This is a genomic window from Pseudomonas sp. XP2 (assembly GCF_053557975.1).
The window spans coordinates 36,134-56,810 of record NZ_JBNRIK010000033.1; the positions used below are offsets into that span (position 1 = coordinate 36,134).

Consider the following 20,677-nt stretch of genomic DNA (forward strand, 5'->3'; position numbering starts at 1 on the left):
AAAAGCCCTGGTCGATTCCGAGCGCATCCTCACCCAGCTGCGTATGGAAGGCTATGAAGTCGTGCCCACCTACGAGGACGCCGACGTGGTGGTGGTCAACACCTGCGGCTTCATCGACAGCGCCAAGGCCGAGTCGCTTGAAGTGATCGGCGAAGCGATCAAGGAAAACGGCAAGGTCATCGTCACCGGCTGCATGGGTGTCGAGGAAGGCAGTATCCGTGACGTGCACCCGAGTGTACTGTCGGTCACCGGCCCACAGCAGTACGAGCAGGTGGTTAACGCAGTGCACGAAGTCGTGCCGCCGCGCCAGGACCACAACCCGCTGATCGACCTGGTGCCACCACAGGGCATCAAGCTGACCCCGCGCCACTATGCGTACCTGAAGATTTCCGAAGGCTGCAACCATAGCTGCAGCTTCTGCATCATCCCGTCGATGCGCGGCAAGCTGGTCAGCCGCCCGGTAGGTGAAGTGCTGAGCGAGGCCGAGCGCCTGGTCAAGGCCGGGGTCAAGGAGATCCTGGTGATTTCCCAGGACACCAGCGCCTACGGCGTAGACGTCAAGTACAAGACCGACTTCTGGAACGGCCGCCCGGTCAAGACCCGCATGCTCGAGCTGTGCGAGGCCCTGAGCAGCCTGGGCGCCTGGGTACGCCTGCACTATGTGTACCCCTACCCGAACGTCGACGACGTGATTCCGCTGATGGCCGCCGGCAAGATCCTGCCGTACCTGGACATCCCGTTCCAGCATGCCAGCCCGAAAGTGCTCAAGTCGATGAAGCGCCCTGCCTTCGAAGACCGCACCCTGGCGCGTATCAAGAACTGGCGCGAGCAGTGCCCTGAGCTGGTAATCCGCTCCACCTTCATCGTCGGCTTCCCGGGCGAGACCGAGGAAGATTTCCAGTACCTGCTGGACTGGCTGACCGAAGCCCAGCTCGACCGTGTGGGCTGCTTCCAGTACTCGCCGGTAGAAGGCGCCCCGGCCAACGACCTGGGCCTGGAAGAAGTGCCGGACGACATCAAGCAGCAGCGCTGGGACCGCTTCATGGCCCACCAGCAGGCCATCAGCACCGCCCGCCTGCAACTGCGCATCGGCAAGGAAATCGACGTGCTGATCGACGAAGTCGAGGAGCAAGGTTCGGTTGGCCGCAGTTTCTTCGATGCCCCGGAAATCGACGGCAGCGTTTTCATTGATGGCGACCATGGCTTCAAGCCGGGCGACAAAGTGCGTTGCCGTGTAGTAGATGCCGACGAATACGACATGTGGGCAGAGCCCATCTAAAGCGGCTGAAACATGAAAAGCCCCTGCCCTGCCATTCCACGCAAGGAATGACGCGAGCAGGGGCTTTTTTCGTCAGAACGTGTGAAACAGCATCAGGCCACCCTCTGCATCCGGGCTCGCATCAGAGAAGCCTTTGACCGCGTAGAGCTGGACTTTCCATTGCTGGTTGAGCTTGTGGGTCAGGAACAGGGTGAGCTCCTTGATCTGCGAACCGGTCGAGACCACTTTCTGCCGCCAGTCGTAGGAGGCGCCCGCCGAAGTACCCGCAGCCACTGGCAGGGCGAAGCCGAGGCTGACAAACACCGGGTCGTCGAAATCGCTGTCGGGCGGGTCGCCGAACTTCTTCCAGCCCAATGTCGCGAAACCGGTGACCGGGCCAAAGCCCTTGGTGATGTCGACCTGGGCGGTGTAGTCATATTCACCGGTGCCAAGGCACTGGTCTTCATCGGCGGTTGGGAATTTGACCTTGCCGATCAGGTCGAGCATCAGGCCGCCGTCACTGCCATCTAGCAGGGCATACCCGGCGCTGGCGACCGTGTCACCCAGCCCGCTCTCCACATCCCGGCAACCTCCGGGCAAGGGGTCACCATTGGGGCCTACTTCCGGGTTGGTGATGCGCAACCAGGGCACGGTGACCTTGTAGGTCATGGGGCCGGTTTCATATTTGCCGACCACGGGGACGTACCAGATTTCCGAAGTGGTACCTGTGCCATAGTCGCCACTTGAATAGTCCATGCCGACGGCGGTGCTGAAGGTATCGGCCACGGTCGACGCACTGGTACATGACAGCAGGCAGGCAAAAAGAGGGAGCGCGGGTCTCATCTGCACCTCAGTACCCCTCCGGGAAGTGTGGTCGGACTTCCCCAGCCTAGTTGCCTAACGCCCGGATCGCTCCGGATGCTCTACTTTTTCGACGGTCTCTACCTTTTGCGGCCTTTCGATGGTTTCGATTTTCTCGACTTTTTCCACCTTCTCGACCTTTTCAGGCTTTTCGACTTTCTCTACCTTTTCAGGCTTTTCCACCTTCTCGACCTTCTCAACTTTTTCTACTTTCTCGACCTTTTCAGGCTTTTCCACCTTCTCGACCTTCTCAACTTTTTCTACTTTCTCGACCTTTTCAGGCTTTTCCACTTTCTCGACCTTCTCAACTTTTTCTACTTTCTCAACCTTTTCCACTTTCTCGACTTCAACCTTCTCTACCCGATCACCCTTGCCACTGTTGCTGCTCTCGGGCTGCTCCACGGTTTCGACATGCTCTGACTTACCAGACTTGTCCACGCTTTCAGACCTGCCGTGACCACTGGCGTCTTCAACGGTACTGCGCCCTCTGTGATCATCACTGCTTTCGCTGCGAACGCTGGTCGCCTCGCTTGTTCCATGGCCGCTGTTGTCGGAGCCGGCTGAGTCACTGCTGCCGTGCTCGCCGCCATGCCCCGAATGGCCTCGGCCCGGGTTGTCAGCACGGTCATCCTGGAATTCCACACGGGTGGCCCGTAACTCGTGAGTACCACTGAGCACGCCGCTCACCCGAACGCGTTGATCGAGCGCCAATCCTGCAGGCTGCCTGCCGACAACCACAGTACCCTGCCCCAGCGTCACATTAATGCCCGCGACCACCAGTTGCCGTGCCTGAACGCGCTGCACCAGCCCTTCGACCACCGCCTGCTGTACACGGCCAGCAAACGGCAGGCTCGGGTCTGGGCGGGTTTGTGCCACTTCCAGCTGGCGCCCGGTCCACTGGCCGCGCACCAGCACTTCCCGCGCGGGGGCTACGCGGGTGCCCAGCGTCAACCCTTGCAGGCTGCCTGGGCGGTCGATTGCACCAATGGCACTGGCCTCCCTGAGGCCCGGCGCCCGTTCGATACGGGTTGCCACCACTTCGCCCGTGGCATCGCGCAAGCCGCTGACCCGGACCGGCTCGCCCGCACGCAGCCCTTCAGCCACCCGCGCGCCTTCGGCGAGCCGCACAGGCTGGCCCATCACCCGCAGGGGGGCCGAAGCATTGGGGAGCGCCGTCAGCGGCCCTTCGTAGACGTTGAGGATCGAGATACGCCCTGCCTGGAGACCGCGCTGGGTGGCAATTGCCTCCACCGCTACAACCTGCCCGATCGCCAAGTGAGCACTGCTGGCGGGTGCACCGTTTTCACTCACCGGCACGTTTTTGCCATAGTGCACTTCCATGCCATTGACGCAGATCGAAGCAAACCCGGTGATGGTGCCGACGATGCCGGTACCACCGGTACCGCCTGGGCGCAGGATCGGCGCACCGGTACCGCCTACCCCGCCATTACCGTTATCAGAGTAGGTGCCGTCCACACCTTCGGCCACCGCGCCAGTACCGCCGGTGCCGCCAGGACGTTGCGGGAAGGGCGCGCCAGTGCCGCCGACACCACCGTTTCCACTGCGTGCACCGGTACCGCCTGTCCCCCCCGGAAACTGCAGGCCTGTGGCACCGGCCATGCCCACTTCGTCGCGGCTGACACAAACCGGTGCTGCGACCACATCGGCAGGCGCCGCCAGGTTCAACCCCAGGACCAGGGCAAAGGCAACGACACGGAGGCAGCGCGTGAGGGGCGTCATGGGCCTGGCGTCTTGGACAATTCGGGGTCGGTAGCTTCAGTGTAGAAATAAAGCCCGACAGTGATGCGCTGACGTTGCTCCGCGCTGGGCACATCAACGCTTTCCAGCTCTGCTGCGAGCCGGCTGAAGGCCAGCAGCGTCTGCATGCCATCTTTGGCAACCACTTCACGCACGTGCTCGACGCTGGCCGGGCTCAAAGCATCGTAGTGCACACTGCGTTCGAAGAACGGCAGGCCCTGGCCACTGAGGTTGTGCACCGCTGCGCAGGCATGGTCATGCAGGTTGTGGCCGAAGTACGCGGCTTTTTCATCGAAACCTTTCTGCGGCACGAACGCCTTGGCTTCCAGGTGCACACGATCCTGCTCATCAAGCCGGACGATGCCAAGGCGCAACCACTCATCCAGCACCACACGCCCGCGGATATCAGTGCTGACCGTGGCCACCAAGGCATCGAATGAACACTCGCCACCCACACTTGCCAAACGCGGCAGTGCCAGGGCCTGGCCAGGTGCCGAGCAGAACGGCGGGCGGGTGGTCCATGCATTGACCAACTGTGCGCCCAGGGTGATGTTCGCCGGCAAGGCCTCGAGTGCCGTGCCACCTTCGCTGCGCAGCCGCCGGACATCCTTGCGATGCACACCCGTGAGCAGGCTGATGCGACTGTCGGTGGGCGGGGTGCCGTCCAGGCCAAACTCACGATGGGCTACGTCGACGAACACCTCCTTGAGCAGGTCGGCGAACATCGTATAGCTAACCCCTTTGCGCAACATCAAGCGCACCAGCGGGCGCATGACACGCCGCAGTGCGCTTAACAGCGAAGGGGGCAGAGTTGGGCTGATCAACGCCTGTCAGCCCCTGCTGTTGTCATCACCCGGTTCGCCACCCACATGGTTGCCGTGATCATCACCAGGTTCACCACCAACGTGATTGCCGTGATCATCGCCAGGCTCGCCGCCGACATGGTTGCCATGATCGTCACCGGGCTCGCCGCCCACGTGATTGCCGTGATCGTCACCGGGCTCACCCCCCACATGATTGCCATGATCGTCACCCGCTTCAGCATGGTTGCCGCTGCGCCCAGCGTTTGAATCACCGGCGTGGCCCTGGCCGCTGCCACTGTTGCCGGCATGGCCACCGCCGTCTCCTCCACTGCCGTGGCCACCACCGCCGCCACTTCCGCCGCCACTTCCACCGCCGCTTCCGCCCCCACCACCGTGGCCACCACCACCGCCGCTTCCGCCACCACCGTGGCCACCCCCTCCACCGCCGCTTCCACCTCCGTGGCCCCCCCCACCACCACCGCTTCCACCTCCGTGTCCGCCACCGCCACCGCCATCTTTGGCGTAGGCGCTGGAGCCATGAGAAATCGAGTCAGGGATCAAAACAACGGCCGTCGACAGCACGCCCGCTACAGCAGCCGCGATTAAAGCCTTCTTGAACAGCAGGTGGATTTGCATGGTCCGTCTCCAGATAGTCGCCACGAGAACGCCAGATCAGTACGAATCTTTTTCGAATTTTCTTTTTGTGGGATTTTTTCCCACGCTTAATTAATAGACCCCTGCACCCCACCGTTCAAGCACAGCACGGACAAGCCGACCGGTGGTTGGCCTGCTATGTTTTCCCTATCGCCATGGAGGACCACCGGCATGCAATCGCTACTGACGCTGCAAACCCCGCACTTGCGCGACTACGGCGAGCTGGTACAGATCTGGGAGGACTCGGTGCGTGCCACTCACGATTTTCTGCCAGAGGGGTACATCGTGTTACTGCGCGAACAGGTGCTGCGCCGCTACCTCGACGCGGTGATGCTGATCTGCTGCAAGGACCGGCAACGCATCTGTGGCTTTGCCGGGGTCGCCAACGGGCGCGTGGACATGCTGTTTGTTGCGCCTGAGTACCGTGGCAAAGGGGTAGGCAAGCGCCTGCTGCACTATGCGATCAACGAGCTGAATGCCGAGCGCCTGGACGTCAACGAGCAAAACCCTCAGGCCTTGGGCTTTTACCTGCATGAAGGCTTCGAGGTAATCGGCCGATCGGAAACCGACGGCTTGGGCCAGCCCTACCCGCTGCTGCACATGCGCCTTTGCAAAATGGCGTAAATGACACAGATTCCCAGCCCCTCTGCCGCTCAGGCAGGTACAATGCTGGCCTTTCCCTGCCTCTGCGAATTGCCGTCATGTCCGAACCCGTCCGCCTGTCCAAACGCCTTATCGAGCAACTTGGCTGCTCCCGCCGCGATGCCGAGCTCTATATCGAAGGCGGCTGGGTCACAGTCGACGGCGTGGTGGTCGAGCAGCCGCAGTTCAAGGTCGAACACCAGCACGTCGAGCTGCTCCCGGGTGCCCGGGTCGAAGCGCTGGAGCCGGTAACCCTGCTGCTCAACCAGGCGGCCGGCGTGGACAGCGAAAGCGCCCGCGCCAGCATGAACATGGGCAACCTCAGCGAGGCGCACCGCGAAGGTGTGCGCGCCCTGCACGGGCATTTCACCCGGCAGGCCTGCGTGGCACCGCTCGAGCGCGGCGCCAGCGGCTTGCAGGTATTCACCCAGGACTGGCGGGTCAGCCGCAAGATCGAGGCCGACCTGCGTCGCCTGGAGCAGGAGTTTATTGTCGAAGTGCGCGGCGAGACCACACCTCAGGCGCTGGAACGCCTGGCGCGCGGTGCTACGCGCAATGACCGCGAGCTGCCCAAGGCCAAGGCCAGCTGGCAGAACGAGACCCACCTGCGCATGGTCGTGAAAAACCCCCAGCCCGGGCAAATCGCCGAGCTGTGCGCCTACCTGCGCCTGGAACTGGTCAGCATGCGCCGCATTCGCCTGGGCGGGGTGTCGATGGGCAAGCTGCCCCTGGGTCAATGGCGCTACATGGCGACCACCGAACGTTTCTAAGCAATACGCCACGCACAAGCGTGGCACCTGAACAGGATTCTGCAGCAATGAACCACAACGACGTCCTGCGCAGCCTGCGCTACATGCTCAAGGTGAACGACGCCAAGATGGCCGAGATCATCGGCCTTTCCGGCCTCGAAGTGCACCCTCAGGTATTGGCCACCTACCTGAAGAAGGAAGAAGAGGAAGGCTTCGTGCGTTGCCCTGATCGGGTGATGGCGCACTTTCTCGATGGCCTGGTGATCCACCGCCGCGGCAAGGACGACAGCCGCCCGCCGCAGCCGGTAGAGCTGCCAGTGACCAACAACCTCATCCTCAAGAAGCTGCGGGTGGCCTTCGAACTGAAGGAAGACGACCTGCACACGATCCTCAAGTCGGTCAATTTCCCGGTCAGCAAGCCTGAACTTAGCGCGCTGTTCCGTAAAGCCGGCCACGAAAACTATCGCCCATGCGGCGACCAGTTGCTGCGCAACTTCCTCAAAGGCCTGACCCAGCGCGTGCGCGGCTGATTGGCCATGCAGCATACGGTTGCTCCGGTCGGCATCGTCCGCTCCTGCTTCAAGGAAAAATTCGCCATCCCGCGCCAGCCCCAACTGGCGCCTGCCGCGCGCGGCGTGCTCGAACTGCTGCCGCCGTTCGACCAAGGGGATGCGGTCGAAGGCCTGGAGCAGGTCAGCCATGTCTGGCTGCTGTTCCTGTTCCACCAGGCCCTGGAGGACAAGCCGCGCCTGAAAGTGCGGCCACCGCGGCTGGGCGGCAACAAGAGCATGGGGGTGTTCGCCACCCGTGCAACCCACCGGCCAAACGGCATCGGCCAGTCGGTGGTACGCCTGGAGGGTGTGGAGCCGGGGCGCCTGTTGCTGTCCGGCATCGATCTGCTCGATGGCACGCCGGTACTGGACATCAAGCCCTATGTGCCGTATGCCGACAGCATTGCAGACGCCAGCAACCAGATGGCCAACGCAGCGCCCGCCGCAATTGCCGTACAGTGGGGCGACAACGCCCTGCCCCAGGCCCGCGAGCATGCACTGCGCCTGGCTGAACCGCTGGTAGAACTGATTGAACAATGCTTGGCGCAAGACCCGAGACCGGCTTACCAGGTACCGCCGGCCGAACGGGTCTACGGGGTGAAGTTCTGGGATGTGCAGGTGAGGTGGCATTACCCTCAGCCGGATGTGATCCGGGTGCTGGAGGTGGTGCCGGCCTGACCGCGCACCGAGGCGAACCACACACATTAAAAAGGCGACCCGAAGGTCGCCTTTTTCGTACTACAGCCGCGCGATCAGCGCGCTGGGCCTTCTGCCACGCCCAGGTCATCGGTCGGACGGGTATCGACCAGCGGTGCACCACCGGAGGCCAGTTCGGAGGCCAGCTTGTCGTTGTCCATTTCCTTGACCCACTTGGCCACGACCACCGTGGCAACGGCGTTGCCCACCAGGTTGGTCAGTGCGCGGGCTTCGGACATGAAGCGGTCGATGCCGAGGATCAGCGCCAGGCCAGCTACCGGCAGGTGGCCAACAGCCGACAGGGTGGCGGCCAGCACGATGAAGCCCGAACCGGTCACGCCGGCAGCACCTTTGGAAGCCACCAGCAGCACCAGCAGCAGGGTGATCTGGTGGGTGATGTCCATGGTGGTATCGGTGGCCTGGGCGATGAACACCGCAGCCATGGTCAGGTAGATCGAGGTGCCGTCCAGGTTGAACGAGTAACCGGTCGGAATGACCAGGCCGACGACCGACTTCTTGGCGCCCAGGCGCTCCATCTTGGCCAGCATGCGGGGCAGGGCCGATTCCGAGGAGGAAGTACCCAGCACGATCAGCAGCTCTTCACGGATGTAGCGGATCAGCTTGAGTACGCTGAAGCCATGGGCGCGGCAGATACCGCCCAGCACCACCAGCACGAACAGCAGGCAGGTGATGTAGAAGCAGGCCATCAGGTAACCCAGTTGCACCAACGAACCAACGCCGTACTGGCCGATGGTGAAGGCCATGGCGCCGAAAGCACCGATCGGGGCCAGCTTCATGATCATGTTGATGATGTTGAACATGACATGGGCGAAGCGGTCGATCATATCCAGCAACGGCTTGCCGTAGCTGCCCAGGCGATGCAGGGCGAAGCCGAACAGCACGGAGAACATCAGCACCTGCAGGATATCGCCATTGGCGAAGGCGCCGACAACGGTGTTAGGGATGACGTTGAGCAGGAAGCCGACGGTGGTCTGCTGCGCGCCGGCGGCGGCGTAGGCAGCCACACTGCTGGCGTTCAGGGTGCTGACGTCGATGTGCATGCCAGCGCCTGGCTTGACCACGTTGACGACGACGAGGCCGATGATCAGGGCGATGGTGGAGACGATTTCAAAGTACAGCAGGGCGTAGCCGCCAGTCTTGCCAACCGACTTCATGCTCTGCATGCCGGCGATGCCGCTGACCACGGTGCAGAAGATGATCGGGGCGATGACCATCTTGATCAGTTTGACGAAGCCGTCACCCAAGGGTTTGAGGGCAACGCCCGTTTCCGGGTAGTAGTGGCCGAGCAGGATGCCGATGGTGATGGCAACGATCACCTGGACATACAGGGATTTGTACAGCGGCTGACGTGTCGTCATGGCTCATTTTCCTCAAGTGTGCCGGTTCACCCTTCCCAGGGTGATGCGGCACCTGAATCGCTAACCCTCCTGCACTTGGAGGGATTTGTCGTTGTGTTCGAGCTGCCTGGGCAGGCCTCTGCCAGGATCAATAGCAAGGGTGGTGCCAAAATGCCCATGAAGGGTGCAAGGGCCGCATTTGCTGGGGATAAATGCCCAACGACAGGGCGATTTGCCTGAGGAAGGCTGGCGGATTTCCGCCCGGTGGCGGTTTTTGTACACGGGGTATGGCGGGAATCCGCCCTCCTGAATCAGAAGTGCCGGCCAATCAATCGAGGTGGAAAGTGATTCTGAACGCCGCGCCCCCCAAGGGCGAGTCCCCCAGGCTCAGCTCGGCGTCATAGCTGTCGACAATGTCCTTGACCACCGCCAGCCCGATGCCCTGGCCCGGGTGCTGGCTGTCCAGCCGCTCACCGCGCTCCAGAATGCGCTCACGCTGGTCGGCCGGCACCCCGGGCCCATCGTCTTCGATACACAAGGTCAACTGCCCGGGCGCCTGCTCAAGGCTAACCCGCACCTGGCCCAGGCTCAGGCGGTAGGCGTTTTCCAGCAGGTTGCCCAGCATTTCCAGCAAGGCGCCCTGCTCCATCGGCACCTGCGCCGCATCGGGCAGTTCCAGCGTCACGTTCACCCGCTTGTCCCGGTACACCTTGGCCAAGGTGCTGCACAGGCTATCGAGCAACGGCCGCAGCCTCACGCTGTGGCGTACCAGGCCGCTCTTGCGCAGGCTGGCACGTTGCAACTGATAGTCGATCTGCTGGCTCATGCGCTCGATCTGGCTTTGTAGCACCCGCGCCTGCTCGCGCTCACCGCTACGCTGCTGCAGGCTTTCGCCCACACCTTGCAACACCGCCAGTGGCGTCTTCAGGCTGTGCGCCAGGTCGTCCAGTGAATCGCGGTAGCGCGTGCGCTGCTCACGCTCACTGCGCAACAGACGGTTGAGCGAGCGGGTCAGGCGCAACAGCTCACGAGGGTGCTCGCCGCTCAGGCCATCGCGTGTGCCCGACTCCACTTCATCCAGCTCGCGGCTCAGCCGGCGCAACGAGCGCAGGCCCCAGGTCAGGCCAGCCCATAGCAATACCATCAGCGCCAGCAAGGCAGCACCAAAGCCCAGATAGAGCTTTTCCCGCAGGCCATTGAGGGTAGCCTTGTACTCGCTCACCGGCTGCAGGGCGACAATGCTGTAAGCAGCGCTCTGCCCCCCCAGCAGCTTGATCTCAACGTCGTACACGAAGAATTCTTCGCCATCTGCCTGGTGAATGCGGGCAAATTCGTTGCCGCGCCCGTCATATCGGGGGCGGTAGTTGATGTGCCGATCGGCGGTGGCACGCGACTGCCAGACAAGGTTGCCATCGCGGTCAAAGATGTAGCCGAGCAAGCCCGTGTAAGGCAGGTTGTAGCGCTCGTCCGGCAGCAGCGTCGGCATCTGCAGCTGGCCATGCTCGATACGCGCAGCGGAAATCAGCGTGGTCACATCCGAAGCCAGGCGCTGCTCGATCGATTCCTGCAGGGCCAGGCTGAAGGCCTTCTGCAAGGCCGGCAGCAGGGCCAACATGAACAGCAACGCCAGCACGGCTGCGGCCAGCATCAGGCGTACCCGCAGCGAGCGGATCATCGGCAGCGCTCGGTGAACAGATAACCCAGGCCGCGCACGGTGTCGATGGGCTTGAAGCCATGCTCGCCCTCAAGTTTACGGCGCAGGCGGCCAACCAGTACTTCGATCACATTGGGGTCGCGCTCCTCGTCCCCTGGGTACAACTGCTCCATCAGGCGGTCCTTGGCCACCACCTGCTGATGATGGCGCATGAGGTATTCGAGAATCCGGTACTCGTAGGCAGTCAGCGCCAAGGGCTGGTCGTCGAGGGTAGCCTGCTTGCGGTTGAGGTCGAGTACCAAGGGGCCAGCAGCGATGGTCGACTGGGTGAAGCCGCTGGAGCGGCGCAACAGGGCATTCAGCCGCGCTTCGAGCTCTTCGAACTGGAACGGCTTGACCAGATAGTCGTCGGCACCGGCGGCCAGCCCCTCGACCTTGTCTTGCCAGTTGCCGCGGGCGGTGAGGATGAGAATGGGGAAGGTCTTGTCCTGGTTACGCAGGCGCGTGATCAGCTCCAGGCCACTGATACCGGGCAGGCCCAGGTCGATGATGGCCAGGTCGAAGTGGTATTGCCCAGCCTGGAACAGCGCCTCCTCGGCATCGGCGACCGCCTCGACCACATGGCCGCTTTCGCCCAAGCGGGTGTAGAGGTGATGGCGAAGCAGGGCTTCGTCCTCGACCACCAGCAATTTCATGTGCAGCTCCTTGTGTGTATTGCCTGTGCCGGCCCTTTCGCGGCTAAAGCCGCTCCCACAGGTGCTGCACACGTCTCAGGAACTGTGCGATCCCTGTGGGAGCGGCTTTAGCCGCAAAAGGGCCGGTACAGGATAACGCGGCTCGCGCGTCAGAACTTGTAGCTTGCGGCCAGATAAGTCTGCGCACTGCTGGTCAGGCGCAGGGTGCCGTCCTTGGGCCCGCCATGCGCGCCCACTTCCGTCGCGGCATTGGTGCGCAGGTAACGATAGCCCAGCTCCACCGAAGCCTTGTCGGTGATGTCCTGGATCACGCCGGCCTGCAGGCCGTAGGCATAACCGTAGTCGGTATCCCGGCTGGCCCCGGGCGAGTCCTGGGTGAGCTTGGTCATGCCCAGGCTGCCACCGCCGAACAGTTTGGTGGTATCGCCCACCGGCAGGAACAAGTCGTAGCTGCCCAGCAGGTTTTCCTGGCGCAACTTCAGGCCACTGTGGTCGCCTGAAACGTTGTCATAAGTCATGTAGTAGCGGCCCTGGTCGTTGATCTTGCCCACACGTACACCCCAGGTGTCGTCCTTGCCGATGATGCCATCGGCGTTGAGCTGGCCAGTGTTGCGCTGCAGCAGGCCGGATTTGCGAACCTTGTCGCTGGTCTGGCCGTAGGTCAGGCTGGCGAAGTTGTCGTCGGCGGCCTGGGCAGTGGTGATGCCAGCGGCACAGACGGCCATGGCGGCAAGCAGGGTGTTGAAGGTTTTCATGGCTGGATACTCCAGTTGGGTGCGCTGTTTCGGTCTGGAAGCTAGAGTAAGGAAGGCACCCTGAACCGTGACTGAACCCTGGCTGAACACCGGCTGAACGAACTGTCTGCAAGACAAGGAGTAGTAAAGATGCGTGCCCTGCTGGCCCTGACCCTGATGTGCAGCGCCGCCCTCGCCCAGGCGGCAATAGTGACCCGCGAGATCCCCTATCAGGACGCCGAGGGCAAGCGCTTGATCGGCTACTACGCCTATGATGATGCAGTCCAAGGCAAGCGTCCGGGCATCGTCGTGGTGCATGAATGGTGGGGGCTGAATGACTATGCCAAGCGCCGCGCCCGTGACCTCGCGGCCTTGGGTTACAGTGCGCTGGCCATCGACATGTATGGCGATGGCAAGCAGACCGAACATCCGCAGGATGCCCAAGCGTTCATGGCCGAAGCGATGAAAGACCCGGCGGCGGCCGCCAAGCGCTTCGACGCCGGCCTGAAACTGCTGGAACTACAGCCTTACACCGATAAGAGCAGTTTAGGTGCCGTCGGTTACTGCTTCGGCGGCAAGGTGGTGCTCGATGCAGCACGACGCGGCGTGGACAAGCTCGATGCAGTGGTGAGCTTCCACGGTGCACTGGCCACACAGACGCCGGCCCAGGCTGGCAAGGTGAAGGCCTATGTACTGGTCGAGCACGGCGCCGCAGACAGCATGGTCACCCAAGAGCAGGTCAATGCGTTCAAAGCGGAAATGGACGCCGCCAAGGTCAACTACCAGTTCGTCAACATTCCGGGGGCCAAGCATGGCTTCACCAACCCGGATGCCGACCGCTTGAGCCATGGTGAGCATGGCGGACCGGATATAGGCTACAACAAGGCTGCGGACGAGAGCTCTTGGGCGGATATGCAGGCGTTCTTCAAGCAGGTGTTCAAATAAGGATTAGCGCAAACCTCAAGCGCTGCGCAACACCTGTGGGAGCTGGCTTGCCGGCGATGGGCTGCGCAGCAGCCCCCTGCTGTTCCACCTCCCACACCGCCGCTGCGGCTGGCACAATAGCCCCATGAACATTCTCCCCGCCTGCTGCGCCCCGCTCCAGCACCACTGGCCCCTGCCCCGCCCGCTGCCCGGCGCGGTGCTGGTCAGTTGCGCCTTCGACCCTGCCCGCCTGGCACCCGACGACTTCCAGCGCGCCGGGCTCGTGCCCAGCGCCAGCCTGCAGCGCTCGGTGGCCAAGCGCCAGGCTGAGTACCTGGCCGGTCGCGTATGCGCGCGCGCCGCGCTGCAGGGCCTGGACGGTCGCGACTACGTGCCTGGCACCCATGAGGACCGCTCGCCGATCTGGCCGGCGGGTATCCATGGCTCGATCACCCACGGTAAGGGCTGGGCCGCCGCCGTAGTCGCCGCCGAGCGCAGCTGCCAGGGCTTGGGCCTGGATCAGGAGGCCTTGCTGGATGACGAGCGCGCCGAGCGGCTGATGGCCGAAATCCTCACCCCGCCCGAGCTCGAACGCCTGGACCGCCGCCAGCTCGGCCTGACGGTCACCCTGACCTTCTCGCTGAAGGAAAGCCTGTTCAAGACCCTCTACCCGCTGACCCGCCAGCGCTTCTATTTCGAGCATGCCGAAGTGATCGACTGGTCCACCGAAGGCCTGGCTCAGCTGCGCCTGCTCACCGACCTGTCGCCGCAGTGGCGCCATGGCACAGTGTTGCAGGGCCAGTTCTGCCTGCAGGACGGCCACCTGCTCAGCCTGGTCAGCGTCTGACCTTCACAGTGGCGCCTGCTGCCGTGGCCAGTTAAGGCTGAAGCAGGCGCCACCCAGCGCTTCGCTGCGCCCCACCGTCGCACGGCCCGTGTGCCAGTAGATGATTCGCCGCACGATCGACAGGCCCAGGCCGTGCCCACCCGAAGCACGGGCGCGGCTGTCGTCCAGTCGGGTGAACGGGGTGAAGATGCGGTCCCAGAAGCCCTCGGGGATCCCGGGGCCGTCATCTTCGACATCAATACGGCACCGCTGCTGCCCCAACTGGTAGCTCACGCGCACCTCAGACGCCGCATGGCGCATGGCGTTACTGACCAAGTTCTGCAACGCCCGGTGCAAGTAGCGCGGCTCGGCCTCGACCCAGGCGCCTTCGGCATCCGCGCCCTGGCAATCGCCGCGCACTACCCGTACCTCGGCACGCAACGGCGCCAGCTCTTCGACTACCCGCGCGAGCAAGACGTCCAGGTCGACCCGCTGAAACTTCAAGGCCGGCGCGCCTTGCTCCAGGCGGGCGTAGGTCAGCATTTCGTCGACGAGCTTGTCGAGGTCCTGAATATCTCCGTCCATGCCCGCCAGGTGCTTGGCCCGCGCCTGTTCGGTGGCGGCACTTTCGATCATCTCCAGCCCAAAGCGCAGGCGCGCAACGGGCGTGCGCAACTCGTGGGATACCGCCCGCACCAGCTCGCGCTGCATGGTCAGCGAGCGCTGAAGGTGCTCGGCCATACCATTGAAGGCGGCAGCCAGGCGCCCTACCGAGTCGGCGTCACCGGCGGGCACACGGGTGTCCAGGCTGCCTTGGGCGATGCGTGTGGCGGCAATCTCAAGGCCCGACACACGGCGCTCCAACTGGCGTACCAGCAGGTAGACCACCAGACCGATCAGGCACAGGCCGAGAAAGGTAATCAGGACCAGCAACTGCGGCGGATACGGGTTTAGCTGGTACAACGGGCCGATTTCCAGTACCCAGGGCGAGCCCGCCAGCCCAGCAAACACACGAATCGAGTCGCCATCCTTGCCCAGCGCCATGACCGTGTCGCCCTCCTCTACCCGGCGCCGCTGGTCATCGTCCAGGCTTACCCGTTCGATGCGCTGCAGGGCGACGCCAAAACCGAAGCCCTTTTCCTGCTTGATCTGTGCCAGCCGCTGCTGCTGCTCGGTGATCGGGTAGCGCACCAGTTCATCGGCCAACAGGTACAGCGTGGCCCGCGCCAGTTGCTCGCTTATCTGTTTGATCTGCGCCACCAGCATCAGGTCTTCGTGGCCAACCTTGCGCAGCACTTGCGCCGCATGCGGGCCGGTCTTTTCGACCACCACCAGGCCGCGGTACAGGCGCGCCCGCTGGCCACCGTCGAGGCTGCGCGCCGTCATCGGTTGCAGCGCCAGCGGCACGCCGAGCAGTCGCTCCCAGATCAGCAGCGAGCGCTTGCGTTCGGTTGCATTCTGCTGTGCCAGGTTGTCAGCCATCAGGCTGAAGGTGCCCTGTGCCAGGCCCTCCCGGTGCTGGGCAGCGCGCACTTCATTCACCAGGTGCAGGCTGAGCACGCCGAGCAGGGCAACCAGCACCAGCACAGCCAGCATGCCGCCGTAGATGCGCAAAAAGATCGAGTTGTTCATGGTGCCTCGCCGACAAACAGGTAGCCTTTGCTGCGCAGGGTCTTGATCAGCCGTGGCTGAAGCGGGTCATCGCCGATCTTGGGGCGGATTTTCGAGATACGTATGTCGATGGAGCGGTCCTGGCCGTCGTAACCGACGCCACGCAACGCGGTGAAGATCTGTTCGCGGGTCAGTACCCGCCCGGCGTTGCTGGCCAGCAGCCAGAGCAGGTCGAATTCGGCACCGGTCAGCTCGATCAGCTGGTCACCCAGGCGCGCTTCACGCAGGCGGTTGTCGATACGCAGGGCGCCAAAGGCCAGGCCCTGGCGCTTGCTGTCCACGGCTTCGCTGCGGCGCAGCAGAGCCTGGATACGCGCCAGCAGCAGGCGTGGGCGTACGGGTTTGCAAACGTAGTCGTCGGCCCCAAGGTCCAGGCCTTGGACCTGGTCGAGTTCGTCACTGCGTGCGGTAAGCATGAGAATCGGGCCAGGGTACTGGTTGCGCACCCGGCGGCAGATGCTCAGGCCGTCCTCACCGGGCAGCATGAGGTCGAGGATGACCAGATCGGGCTGGCTGTCGACGATGCGCCGCGCGGCGCGGGCGCCATCGCCCTCCACCGCGACCTCGAAGCCGTTGGCCTGCAGGTACTCGGCGGTGAGCTCGGCCAGGCGCTGGTCGTCTTCGACGATGAGGATGCGGGGTACGGGGTGGTCCATGGCTTTGGCCTTGTTGTTCTTGGGATCGTGTAAGGGCAGCTGAGAGTATGGCTGTAGATGGGTGGCGCCTGCGAGACCAAGCGCCGCCCGCGCGGCGCATCGCGAGCGGCGCTCGCTCCTACGTTTGTTTCGGGCCAATTATTCCTGGGGGAGTTGCGCGCGCCCCCTTGGCGCACGGCGCGATATCGTGTCGTACACACAAGGCGGTCGCGCGCGCCTGTCACAGGCGTAACTGGCCCGAAACAAACGTAGGAGCGAGCGCAGCTCGCGATGCGCCGCGCGGGCGGCGCTCGATCTCCCAGGCACCCCAGATCTTCAGACATGCAATACCGCCCCCCTGAACTGAACCGTTTTTTGTGACAGGTATCCCGCCCGAAAAAAACTGCCCAAGGGCGTCACCACGCAGAAAAATACTGCAAACCACTTGGCACAAGGCCTACAGCGAATACCCACCATTCACACACAAAGTACGCACAAGTTATCCACAGGCGCTCGCCTTGCAAAGCCCCCAATACCGCATTATCTTGTATCCCGAACGCAGCGAACCACTACATATAGGGTTTCGTGCAAAATCACACACAAAAGTCAACCCGCAAAATCAAGCGATTTTACGAGCTGAACTTCAGGTGATTTCAGCAGCCAAACCGCTCCTGCGGAGGCGACCGAGGCAAGCCCCTCCAGGGCCTTGTTCGGGTATGGGTGTTGCAGGCCAGCCCTGGCATCCATCAGCAACAGTTTTTGGGCCCTGCCCAAAACCTTTGACTTCGGCCAGGGAGCGGCAAGCTATTGCCCCTTATTCCTGAGTCTGTCCCGAAGTCGGTACGCCCGTGCGGGCGGATGCGCATGCATTGCGCATCCCCCGCCGGGTCATCGAGCAAGTGGACGGAACGGTGGGCGCCCAAAAGGCGCCTGAACAATATAGAAACTGTGGAGACACCCACCCATGCAAACCGACACAACTCGCGAGAACCCGCAGGCCAAGGTGCCGCAGGCCGCCGATTCCAACCAGGATCTGGCCGCCACCGCCCCTGGCCAACTGCGCGTGATCAAGCGTAACGGCACTGTCGTCCCTTACACCGACGACAAGATCACCGTTGCCATCACCAAGGCGTTCCTCGCAGTTGAAGGCGGCACCGCCGCCGCTTCGTCGCGCATCCACGACACCGTTGCGCGCCTGACCGAGCAGGTCACCGCCACGTTCAAACGTCGCATGCCATCGGGTGGTACCATCCACATCGAAGAAATCCAGGACCAGGTAGAACTGGCCCTGATGCGCGCCGGCGAGCAGAAAGTCGCCCGCGACTACGTGATCTACCGCGACCAGCGCGCCAAGGAGCGCGCCACCCGCGCCAACACCGACGCCGTGGTCGAGCCGCACCCAAGCATCCGCATTACACTGGCTGACGGTAGCCTGGCGCCGCTCGACATGGCCCGCCTGAACACCATCATCAGCGAAGCCTGTGAAGGCCTGGCCGAAGTCGATGGCGACCTGATCCAGCGCGAAACCCTGAAGAACCTGTACGACGGCGTCGCCATCAAGGACGTCAACACCGCCCTGGTGATGACCGCCCGTACCCTGGTCGAGCGCGAGCCGAACTACTCGTTCGTGACCGCCCGTCTGCTGATGGACACCCTGCGTGCCGAAGGCCTGGGCTTCCTCAGCGTTGCCGACAGCGCCACCCACCACGAGATGGCTGACCTGTACGCCAAGGCCCTGCCGGCCTACATCGCCAAAGGTATCGAGTTCGAGCTGCTGAACCCGGCCCTGGCCGACTTCGACCTGGAAAAACTGGGCAAGGCGATCAACCACGAGCGCGACCAGCAGTTCACCTACCTGGGCCTGCAGACCCTGTACGACCGCTACTTCATCCACAAGGATGGCGTACGCTTCGAGCTGCCGCAGGTATTCTTCATGCGCGTGGCCATGGGCCTGGCGCTGGAAGAGAAAGACAAGGAAGCCCGTGCGATCGAGTTCTACAACCTGTTGTCGTCCTTCGACTACATGGCCTCGACCCCGACCTTGTTCAACGCCGGTACCCTGCGCCCGCAGCTGTCCAGCTGCTACCTGACCACCGTGCCGGACGACCTGTCGGGCATCTACCACGCGATCCACGACAACGCCATGCTGTCGAAATTCGCCGGTGGCCTGGGCAACGACTGGACCCCGGTGCGTGCACTGGGCTCCTACATCAAGGGCACCAACGGCAAGTCGCAGGGCGTCGTGCCGTTCCTGAAAGTGGTCAACGACACTGCCGTTGCCGTCAACCAGGGTGGCAAGCGCAAGGGTGCCGTGTGTGCCTACCTGGAAACCTGGCACCTGGACATCGAAGAGTTCATCGAGCTGCGCAAGAACACCGGTGATGACCGCCGTCGTACCCACGACATGAACACCGCCAACTGGATCCCTGACCTGTTCATGAAGCGCGTCTTCGATGACGGCAAGTGGACCCTGTTCTCGCCTTCGGAAGTGCCAGACCTGCACGACCTGACCGGCAAGGCCTTCGAAGAGCGCTACGAGTACTACGAAGCCCTGACCGAGTACAACAAGATCAAGGTGTTCAAGACCATCCAGGCCAAAGACCTGTGGCGCAAGATGCTGTCGATGCTGTTCGAGACCGGCCACCCGTGGCTGACCTTCAAGGACCCGTGCAACCTGCGTTCGCCGCAGCAGCACGTGGGCGTGGTCCACAGCTCGAACCTGTGCACCGAGATCACCTTGAACACCAACAAGGACGAGATCGCGGTCTGCAACCTGGGCTCGATCAACCTGCCGAACCACATCGTTGACGGCAAGCTGGACACTGCCAAGCTGCAACGGACCGTGAACACCGCCGTGCGCATGCTCGACAACGTGATCGACATCAACTACTACTCGGTGCCGCAGGCGCGTAACTCGAACCTCAAGCACCGCCCGGTCGGCCTGGGCATCATGGGCTTCCAGGACGCACTGTACCTGCAGCACATCGCCTACGGCTCCGACGCTGCCGTCGAGTTCGCCGACAAGTCGATGGAAGCGGTCAGCTACTACGCGATCCAGGCATCCTGCGACCTGGCCGACGAGCGTGGCGCCTACGAGACCTTCCAGGGTTCGCTGTGGTCCAAAGGCATCCTGCCGCTGGACTCGCAACAGATCCTGATCGAAGCCCGTGGCCAGAAGTACATCGACGTCGACCTGAACGAGACCCTGGACTGGGCGCCGGTGCGTGCCCGCGTGCAAAAAGGTATTCGTAACTCGAACATCATGGCCATCGCGCCAACCGCGACCATCGCCAACATCACCGGCGTGTCGCAGTCGATCGAGCCGACCTACCAGAACCTGTACGTGAAATCGAACCTGTCGGGCGAGTTCACCGTGATCAACCCGTACCTGGTCCGCGACCTGAAGGCCCGCGGCCTGTGGGACTCGGTCATGATCAACGACCTGAAGTACTACGACGGTTCGGTGCAGCAGATCGAGCGTATCCCGCAAGAGCTCAAAGACCTGTACGCCACCGCGTTCGAAGTCGAGACCAAGTGGATTGTCGACGCAGCTTCCCGTCGCCAGAAGTGGATCGATCAGGCTCAGTCGCTGAACCTGTACATCGCTGGCGCCTCGGGCAAGAAGCTGGACGTGACCTACCGCATGGCCTGGTACCGTGGCCTGAAAACCACCTACTACCTTCGTGCCCTGGCTGCAACCAGCACCGAGAAGTCGACCATCAACACCGGCAAGCTCAACGCCGTTTCCAGCGGTGGCGACAGCGCCCCGGTCCAGGCAGCCGGCCCAGCGCCAGTGCCGAAGGCCTGCGCGATCGACGAGCCTGACTGCGAAGCCTGCCAGTAAGGCCTGAATGCCGCGCGGGGTGCCTACGGGCGCCCCGCGCGGCATTTTTGTATCCGCGTCACTGAGAAGCCCTGCCCTTTTCCCGCTGCGTACGCGGTTCGGTAAAAGGACAAGACCTCCCTATAAAGGACGCAAGCCCATGGCGCGGAAAAAAGTGGCAACTACTCGCAAGATTGGTCGTAATGCTGAAACCGGTCGTTTTACCTCGGTCGAAGCAGCTCGCAAGCAGCCCAAGACACACATTGTCGAAACGCTGCACACCCACCGCAGCTAGTGTTGTGTGCCCGGGCCTCATCGCCGGCAAGCCAGCTCCCACAGGTACTGCATCGCCCTGCAGCCGGGCGCGCTGCCAGTGGGCGCTGGC

At 63.0% G+C, this 20,677-nt stretch carries 19 protein-coding genes; 9 read left to right on the forward strand and 10 right to left on the reverse strand.

The window, feature by feature from the left end:
* Positions 1 to 1,279: 30S ribosomal protein S12 methylthiotransferase RimO (gene rimO, locus ACK1VC_RS25855; RefSeq protein WP_449118139.1), on the forward strand; the 1,279-nt coding region annotated here is incomplete at its 5' end.
* 72 nt (positions 1,280 to 1,351) lie between these two features.
* On the opposite strand, the gene ACK1VC_RS25860 is transcribed toward rimO, so the two are convergent.
* From ACK1VC_RS25860 to ACK1VC_RS25875, 4 genes are read right to left on the reverse strand one after another with little or no spacing between them, the layout of a single operon-like run.
* A complete protein-coding gene (locus ACK1VC_RS25860) occupies positions 1,352 to 2,101 on the reverse strand; it encodes a hypothetical protein (RefSeq protein ID WP_449118140.1) in 750 nt (249 codons plus the stop codon).
* Between the two features lie 54 nt (positions 2,102 to 2,155).
* Positions 2,156 to 3,859: a DUF5666 domain-containing protein gene (locus tag ACK1VC_RS25865; protein ID WP_197884505.1), complete on the reverse strand. Its 1,704-nt coding sequence runs from the start codon at positions 3,857 to 3,859 to the stop codon at positions 2,156 to 2,158.
* On the reverse strand, positions 3,856 to 4,650 hold the full coding sequence (locus tag ACK1VC_RS25870; RefSeq protein ID WP_232247768.1) for a DUF6502 family protein: 795 nt from the start codon (positions 4,648 to 4,650) through the stop codon (positions 3,856 to 3,858). Before ACK1VC_RS25870 ends, ACK1VC_RS25865 begins: the two co-directional genes overlap by 4 nt.
* Positions 4,651 to 4,707: 57 nt before the next feature.
* Entirely contained in the window at positions 4,708 to 5,316 is a 609-nt protein-coding gene (locus tag ACK1VC_RS25875; protein ID WP_411911047.1) for a hypothetical protein, read from the reverse strand.
* Between the two features lie 189 nt (positions 5,317 to 5,505).
* Between ACK1VC_RS25875 and ACK1VC_RS25880 the strand changes: the two genes are divergently transcribed.
* The 4 genes from ACK1VC_RS25880 (at position 5,506) to tsaA (ending at position 7,954) form a co-directional block, all read left to right on the forward strand.
* Positions 5,506 to 5,958 (forward strand): GNAT family N-acetyltransferase, encoded by a 453-nt coding sequence (locus ACK1VC_RS25880; protein ID WP_016488674.1) that lies wholly within the window; start codon positions 5,506 to 5,508, stop codon positions 5,956 to 5,958.
* A gap of 77 nt (positions 5,959 to 6,035) precedes the next feature.
* Positions 6,036 to 6,746, forward strand: coding sequence for an rRNA pseudouridine synthase (locus tag ACK1VC_RS25885; protein ID WP_016488675.1), 711 nt, complete (start codon positions 6,036 to 6,038; stop codon positions 6,744 to 6,746).
* A 47-nt stretch (positions 6,747 to 6,793) separates the two neighbouring features.
* Complete coding sequence (locus ACK1VC_RS25890) at positions 6,794 to 7,255, forward strand: YehS family protein (protein WP_016488676.1); 462 nt, start codon at positions 6,794 to 6,796, stop codon at positions 7,253 to 7,255.
* A 6-nt stretch (positions 7,256 to 7,261) separates the two neighbouring features.
* Positions 7,262 to 7,954, forward strand: a complete 693-nt coding sequence (gene tsaA, locus ACK1VC_RS25895) for a tRNA (N6-threonylcarbamoyladenosine(37)-N6)-methyltransferase TrmO (RefSeq protein ID WP_016488677.1) — start codon at positions 7,262 to 7,264, stop codon at positions 7,952 to 7,954.
* A 74-nt stretch (positions 7,955 to 8,028) separates the two neighbouring features.
* Here the strand turns inward: tsaA and ACK1VC_RS25900 are convergent, their stop codons facing one another.
* The 4 genes from ACK1VC_RS25900 to ACK1VC_RS25915 all read right to left on the reverse strand — a co-directional run bounded on the left by ACK1VC_RS25900 (position 8,029) and on the right by ACK1VC_RS25915 (position 12,434).
* Complete coding sequence (locus ACK1VC_RS25900) at positions 8,029 to 9,351, reverse strand: dicarboxylate/amino acid:cation symporter (RefSeq protein ID WP_016488678.1); 1,323 nt, start codon at positions 9,349 to 9,351, stop codon at positions 8,029 to 8,031.
* Between the two features lie 307 nt (positions 9,352 to 9,658).
* Entirely contained in the window at positions 9,659 to 11,005 is a 1,347-nt protein-coding gene (locus ACK1VC_RS25905; protein WP_016488679.1) for an ATP-binding protein, read from the reverse strand.
* Positions 11,002 to 11,679, reverse strand: a complete 678-nt coding sequence (locus ACK1VC_RS25910) for a response regulator (protein ID WP_016488680.1) — start codon at positions 11,677 to 11,679, stop codon at positions 11,002 to 11,004. The genes ACK1VC_RS25905 and ACK1VC_RS25910 overlap by 4 nt, the downstream gene beginning before the upstream one ends.
* Positions 11,680 to 11,828: 149 nt before the next feature.
* Positions 11,829 to 12,434, reverse strand: a complete 606-nt coding sequence (locus ACK1VC_RS25915; protein ID WP_191086889.1) for an outer membrane beta-barrel protein — start codon at positions 12,432 to 12,434, stop codon at positions 11,829 to 11,831.
* 129 nt (positions 12,435 to 12,563) lie between these two features.
* Here ACK1VC_RS25915 and ACK1VC_RS25920 point away from each other — a divergent pair, with 129 nt between their 5' ends.
* Together ACK1VC_RS25920 and ACK1VC_RS25925 are read left to right on the forward strand one after the other, a co-directional pair.
* On the forward strand, positions 12,564 to 13,358 hold the full coding sequence (locus tag ACK1VC_RS25920; RefSeq protein WP_016488682.1) for a dienelactone hydrolase family protein: 795 nt from the start codon (positions 12,564 to 12,566) through the stop codon (positions 13,356 to 13,358).
* 124 nt (positions 13,359 to 13,482) lie between these two features.
* Positions 13,483 to 14,184: a 4'-phosphopantetheinyl transferase family protein gene (locus ACK1VC_RS25925; protein WP_016488683.1), complete on the forward strand. Its 702-nt coding sequence runs from the start codon at positions 13,483 to 13,485 to the stop codon at positions 14,182 to 14,184.
* A gap of 3 nt (positions 14,185 to 14,187) precedes the next feature.
* On the opposite strand, the gene ACK1VC_RS25930 is transcribed toward ACK1VC_RS25925, so the two are convergent.
* On the reverse strand, positions 14,188 to 15,795 hold the full coding sequence (locus ACK1VC_RS25930; protein WP_016488684.1) for an ATP-binding protein: 1,608 nt from the start codon (positions 15,793 to 15,795) through the stop codon (positions 14,188 to 14,190).
* Positions 15,792 to 16,490: a response regulator transcription factor gene (locus tag ACK1VC_RS25935; RefSeq protein WP_016488685.1), complete on the reverse strand. Its 699-nt coding sequence runs from the start codon at positions 16,488 to 16,490 to the stop codon at positions 15,792 to 15,794. Before ACK1VC_RS25935 ends, ACK1VC_RS25930 begins: the two co-directional genes overlap by 4 nt.
* Before the next feature lie 943 nt (positions 16,491 to 17,433).
* Between ACK1VC_RS25935 and ACK1VC_RS25940 the strand changes: the two genes are divergently transcribed.
* The gene (locus tag ACK1VC_RS25940; RefSeq protein WP_016488686.1) at positions 17,434 to 20,313 is read left to right on the forward strand and encodes a ribonucleoside-diphosphate reductase subunit alpha; all 2,880 of its coding nucleotides are present in this window, start codon (positions 17,434 to 17,436) and stop codon (positions 20,311 to 20,313) included.
* A gap of 139 nt (positions 20,314 to 20,452) precedes the next feature.
* Positions 20,453 to 20,587, forward strand: coding sequence for a hypothetical protein (locus ACK1VC_RS25945; RefSeq protein WP_016488687.1), 135 nt, complete (start codon positions 20,453 to 20,455; stop codon positions 20,585 to 20,587).
* Positions 20,588 to 20,677 lie beyond the last annotated feature (90 nt).

Excerpts from the sequence above, each read along its gene's own strand:
- ACK1VC_RS25860 (WP_449118140.1), bottom strand. The coding sequence starts at position 2,101 with ATGAGACCCGCGCTCCCTCTTTTTGCCTGCCTGCTGTCATGTACCAGT.
- ACK1VC_RS25865 (WP_197884505.1), bottom strand. The coding sequence starts at position 3,859 with ATGACGCCCCTCACGCGCTGCCTCCGTGTCGTTGCCTTTGCCCTGGTC.
- ACK1VC_RS25870 (WP_232247768.1), bottom strand. The coding sequence starts at position 4,650 with ATGCGCCCGCTGGTGCGCTTGATGTTGCGCAAAGGGGTTAGCTATACG.
- ACK1VC_RS25875 (WP_411911047.1), bottom strand. The coding sequence starts at position 5,316 with ATGCAAATCCACCTGCTGTTCAAGAAGGCTTTAATCGCGGCTGCTGTA.
- ACK1VC_RS25880 (WP_016488674.1), top strand. The coding sequence starts at position 5,506 with ATGCAATCGCTACTGACGCTGCAAACCCCGCACTTGCGCGACTACGGC.
- ACK1VC_RS25885 (WP_016488675.1), top strand. The coding sequence starts at position 6,036 with ATGTCCGAACCCGTCCGCCTGTCCAAACGCCTTATCGAGCAACTTGGC.
- ACK1VC_RS25890 (WP_016488676.1), top strand. The coding sequence starts at position 6,794 with ATGAACCACAACGACGTCCTGCGCAGCCTGCGCTACATGCTCAAGGTG.
- tsaA (WP_016488677.1), top strand. The coding sequence starts at position 7,262 with ATGCAGCATACGGTTGCTCCGGTCGGCATCGTCCGCTCCTGCTTCAAG.
- ACK1VC_RS25900 (WP_016488678.1), bottom strand. The coding sequence starts at position 9,351 with ATGACGACACGTCAGCCGCTGTACAAATCCCTGTATGTCCAGGTGATC.
- ACK1VC_RS25905 (WP_016488679.1), bottom strand. The coding sequence starts at position 11,005 with ATGATCCGCTCGCTGCGGGTACGCCTGATGCTGGCCGCAGCCGTGCTG.
- ACK1VC_RS25910 (WP_016488680.1), bottom strand. The coding sequence starts at position 11,679 with ATGAAATTGCTGGTGGTCGAGGACGAAGCCCTGCTTCGCCATCACCTC.
- ACK1VC_RS25915 (WP_191086889.1), bottom strand. The coding sequence starts at position 12,434 with ATGAAAACCTTCAACACCCTGCTTGCCGCCATGGCCGTCTGTGCCGCT.
- ACK1VC_RS25920 (WP_016488682.1), top strand. The coding sequence starts at position 12,564 with ATGCGTGCCCTGCTGGCCCTGACCCTGATGTGCAGCGCCGCCCTCGCC.
- ACK1VC_RS25925 (WP_016488683.1), top strand. The coding sequence starts at position 13,483 with ATGAACATTCTCCCCGCCTGCTGCGCCCCGCTCCAGCACCACTGGCCC.
- ACK1VC_RS25930 (WP_016488684.1), bottom strand. The coding sequence starts at position 15,795 with ATGAACAACTCGATCTTTTTGCGCATCTACGGCGGCATGCTGGCTGTG.
- ACK1VC_RS25935 (WP_016488685.1), bottom strand. The coding sequence starts at position 16,490 with ATGGACCACCCCGTACCCCGCATCCTCATCGTCGAAGACGACCAGCGC.
- ACK1VC_RS25940 (WP_016488686.1), top strand. The coding sequence starts at position 17,434 with ATGCAAACCGACACAACTCGCGAGAACCCGCAGGCCAAGGTGCCGCAG.
- ACK1VC_RS25945 (WP_016488687.1), top strand. The coding sequence starts at position 20,453 with ATGGCGCGGAAAAAAGTGGCAACTACTCGCAAGATTGGTCGTAATGCT.